This is a genomic window from Halomonas sp. BM-2019 (assembly GCF_017584085.1).
This window is the reverse complement of the sequence record NZ_CP071922.1, coordinates 3,985,416-3,986,842: the sequence shown is the minus strand read 5'-3', so window position 1 is coordinate 3,986,842 and position 1,427 is coordinate 3,985,416. Positions and strand designations below refer to the sequence as shown.

Annotated in this window: 2 protein-coding genes; both read left to right on the top strand. The window is 69.9% G+C overall.

Going from position 1 to position 1,427, the window contains the following annotated elements; translation table 11 throughout:
- The coding region (locus J5F18_RS19705; RefSeq protein WP_346300204.1) for an MFS transporter at positions 1-657 on the top strand (657 nt) is incomplete at its 5' end.
- 316 nt (positions 658-973) lie between these two features.
- Complete coding sequence (locus tag J5F18_RS19700; RefSeq protein WP_346300203.1) at positions 974-1,285, top strand: BolA/IbaG family iron-sulfur metabolism protein; 312 nt, start codon at positions 974-976, stop codon at positions 1,283-1,285.
- Positions 1,286-1,427: the final 142 nt, after the last annotated feature.

Here is a 1,427-nt window from a genome sequence, read left to right as displayed (position 1 = left end):
TTCCTGCGCCGCCAGCGTCGCGCCCGCCATCCGCTGATGCCGCTTGCGATCTTCCGTGAGCCGCGCTTCAGCCTGGCCCTGGCCGCCCAGGGCACCGCCTTCGTGGGGCAGGGCCTGGCCTTCGTGGCGCTCTCCTTCCTGTTCCAGCAGGAGATGGGCTTCACGCCGCTTCAGACGGCCTGGCTCTTCACCCCCTGGCCCCTGGCGATCATGCTGGTAGGGCCCCGCGCCGGGCGCCTGGCCGATCGCGTGAACCCCAGCCTGCTCTCGAGCGCCGGGCTCGCCCTGCTGCTGGTGGGGCTGGCGCTGCTGGCGCGGCTTCCCGCCGAGGCGGGGGTGGTCGAGGTGCTGTGGCGCATGCTGTTGTGCGGGGTCGGCTTCGGGCTCTTCCAGCCGCCCAACAACCGCGAGCTGATGAGCACCGTGCCGAGGGAGCGCAGCGCCAACGCCTCCGGCATCATGAGCACCTCGCGCACCGTGGGGCAGTCGCTGGGGGTGGCGCTGGTGGGGGCCTTCCTGGCCACCGGCATGCCGCTGCAGGCCACCCTGTGGCTGGGCACGCTCGCCACCCTGCTGGCGCTGGGCGCGAGCCTGGCCCGGGTGCCCCTGGCCGGCGCCGCCCAGCGGAGCGCCAAGGAGACCGCCTCAAGCGAGTGAGCCGCATCGTTACCGCTCGATAGAGAGCGTATAATGGAAGGCCAATTTTGCTCTCCGCCAACTCGCGTGAATCTCTGTTACGGCTGATACGCTACTGTGGGAGCTGGGCTTTGCCCGGCGAATGGAGACCGAAGGGCTCCTGGCGGCATGCTCCAACGCCAGCAACACCGCCGGGGCGCCTGCGGCGCCATTCGCTCGGCAGAGCCGATCTCCCACCAGTAGCTTCAAGCTTCGTCAATGCTTGAAAGGCAACGGCAACTTAGAATCGCTCGCCAGTCTGCGAAGAGCCCTTTACTCGATCAATCCGGGAGCCGCCATGAGCATCCAGGCCACCATCGAAGAGAAGCTTCAGGCCCTCGCGCCCGCCTTTCTGGCGGTGGAGAACGAGAGTCACCGACACGCCGTGCCGGCCAACTCCGAGACCCACTTCAAGGTGACCCTCGTCTCCGAGCGCTTCGCGGGGCTGATGCCCGTCAAGCGCCACCAGCAGGTCTATGCCCTGCTGGCCGACGAACTGGCAGGTCCGGTTCACGCCCTGGCGCTGCACCTCTACACCCCCGCCGAGTGGCAGGCCAGCGGCCAGAGTCGCCCCGACTCCCCCGACTGCCGGGGTGGCAGCCAGCCGTGACCACCGAGCCGCAGCGGCTCCAGTACCTGGAGGCCATGGGGCTGACGGCCTGGACGGCGCGCTATGCGCTGCCCAACGCCCGCCCGACCCCGGCCTGCGACTGGGAGCTGCCCGAGGCCCCGCCCGCCGAGGCCCCGGGCAA

Coding starts and splice junctions, on each gene's coding strand:
- J5F18_RS19700 (WP_346300203.1), top strand. CDS start 974: ATGAGCATCCAGGCCACCATCGAAGAGAAGCTTCAGGCCCTCGCGCCC.